This is a genomic window from Crocosphaera sp. UHCC 0190, from assembly GCF_034932065.1.
Taxonomy (GTDB): domain Bacteria; phylum Cyanobacteriota; class Cyanobacteriia; order Cyanobacteriales; family Microcystaceae; genus UHCC-0190.
Genome location: NZ_JAYGHP010000038.1, coordinates 1 through 1,528, shown reverse-complemented (window position 1 = coordinate 1,528; position 1,528 = coordinate 1). Strand labels below are relative to the sequence as shown.

Annotated in this window: 1 protein-coding gene; it reads left to right on the top strand. The window is 35.5% G+C overall.

Going from position 1 to position 1,528, the window contains the following annotated elements:
- Positions 1-170 precede the first annotated feature (170 nt).
- Positions 171-1,520: an IS4 family transposase gene (locus VB715_RS21925; protein ID WP_323303315.1), complete on the top strand. Its 1,350-nt coding sequence runs from the start codon at positions 171-173 to the stop codon at positions 1,518-1,520.
- The last annotated feature ends 8 nt before the right edge of the window (positions 1,521-1,528 follow it).

Sequence of the window (1,528 nt, the reverse complement as noted above, 5' to 3'; positions counted from 1 at the left end):
CATTGGTGTCAACTTAAGCTGAAACCCTTGCTAGATATGGATTGTACTGATAGTGATCGCCTGTATCAAACCAAGGCGATCGCTATGATAAAAAATAGATAGTAAACTGTGTTAATAGGGAATAAAATGATTAAAACAAAAAGAGAAGGCTCAAAAAAAAGAGTTAATTAATGTCAAACAAACGTCCGAGAAAAAGTGGAAATCCTGACTTACGTCGTCAACAGCAAACACCGAATTTAGAAATTCCTTATTTTGAGGAGGAATTAATTAAATATTTAGAACCAGCCTTGTTTACTCCCTTAAAATATGTTCAAGGAAATCATGAAAAAGTCATGAGAGATCGGCTGTTAAATTTGCCGGTTATGGTCGCTCTAATTTTAAGCTTAGTCTATCGGCAAATAGCCGGATTAAGTGAAGCTGTAAGAATCTTAAAAGAGGAAGGTTTATTATGGGTAAAACCCTTAGAAGTAAGCAAACAAGCTTTATCTAAAAGATTAATGAACTTACCAGCAGAAATTTTTGCTATTTTGTTAAAGACCCTGTTAGAAAAAGTTAAACAAACGTCTCAAGAAATCAAGTTAGACTCCTCTTTTCAAGAAATCAAAGAAAAGTTTAGCGTCGTCTGGATAGCTGATGGCTCAACCCTAGAGCAACTAAGAAATAGACTGAAAATAGCTCAAGAAAAAGAAGGAAAATTGGCGGGAAAGATCATGATGATTGTGGAAGCATTCACCAATAATCCTGTCACAGTCTGGTATCAAGAAAAAGAGAAATATAATGATAGAAATTGGTCAGAAGACATTTTAAACCAATTACCCAAGTCGGGGTTAATAATTGTTGATATGGGATTTTTTAGCTTTCCCTGGTTTGACCAATTAACGGCTGCCGAAAAATTTTTTATTACTCGATTAAGACAAGGAACAGCTTATGAAGTTAAACAAGTTTTATCCCAAGGAACTTATTATAAAGATGAAATCATTCAGATGGGAAAATATCGGTCTAATCCTTCTCAATATCCCGTGAGATTAGTCTCAGTATTATGGGGAAAAACTTGGTATCGTTATTTGACTAATGTCTTATCATCTGAACAATTATCTCCTTCAGAAATTTGTGAATTATATCGCAGAAGATGGCAGATAGAAGAGGCTTTTTTGTTGACAAAAAGACTGTTAGGGTTAGCTTATTTATGGGTCGGTCATAGCAATGGTGTTCAAATTCAGATTCTCGCTACTTTGATTTTTTATACAGTTTTAAATCAGCTAGTTACTGAAGTAGCGTTGCTATCGCACACGCGAAGCGTGACCGCTTTAAATAAACCGAAAGAAAAGATCTCAGTTGAGATGGTTTTTAGAAGTTTATATTATGTTGCCAAAGCCATAACTAGAGGAGAAAACCCTGATGTAGTCAGCTATTTGGTTGAACGAGCTAAACTATTTGGTTTGGTTAAAGCTGAGCGAAAGCGACACCGAGAAAAAGTCGCTCTCACTCAACAAATTTGGGAGGCTATACCGTTAAGTTGACACCAATG

Coding starts and splice junctions, on each gene's coding strand:
- VB715_RS21925 (WP_323303315.1), top strand. CDS start 171: ATGTCAAACAAACGTCCGAGAAAAAGTGGAAATCCTGACTTACGTCGT.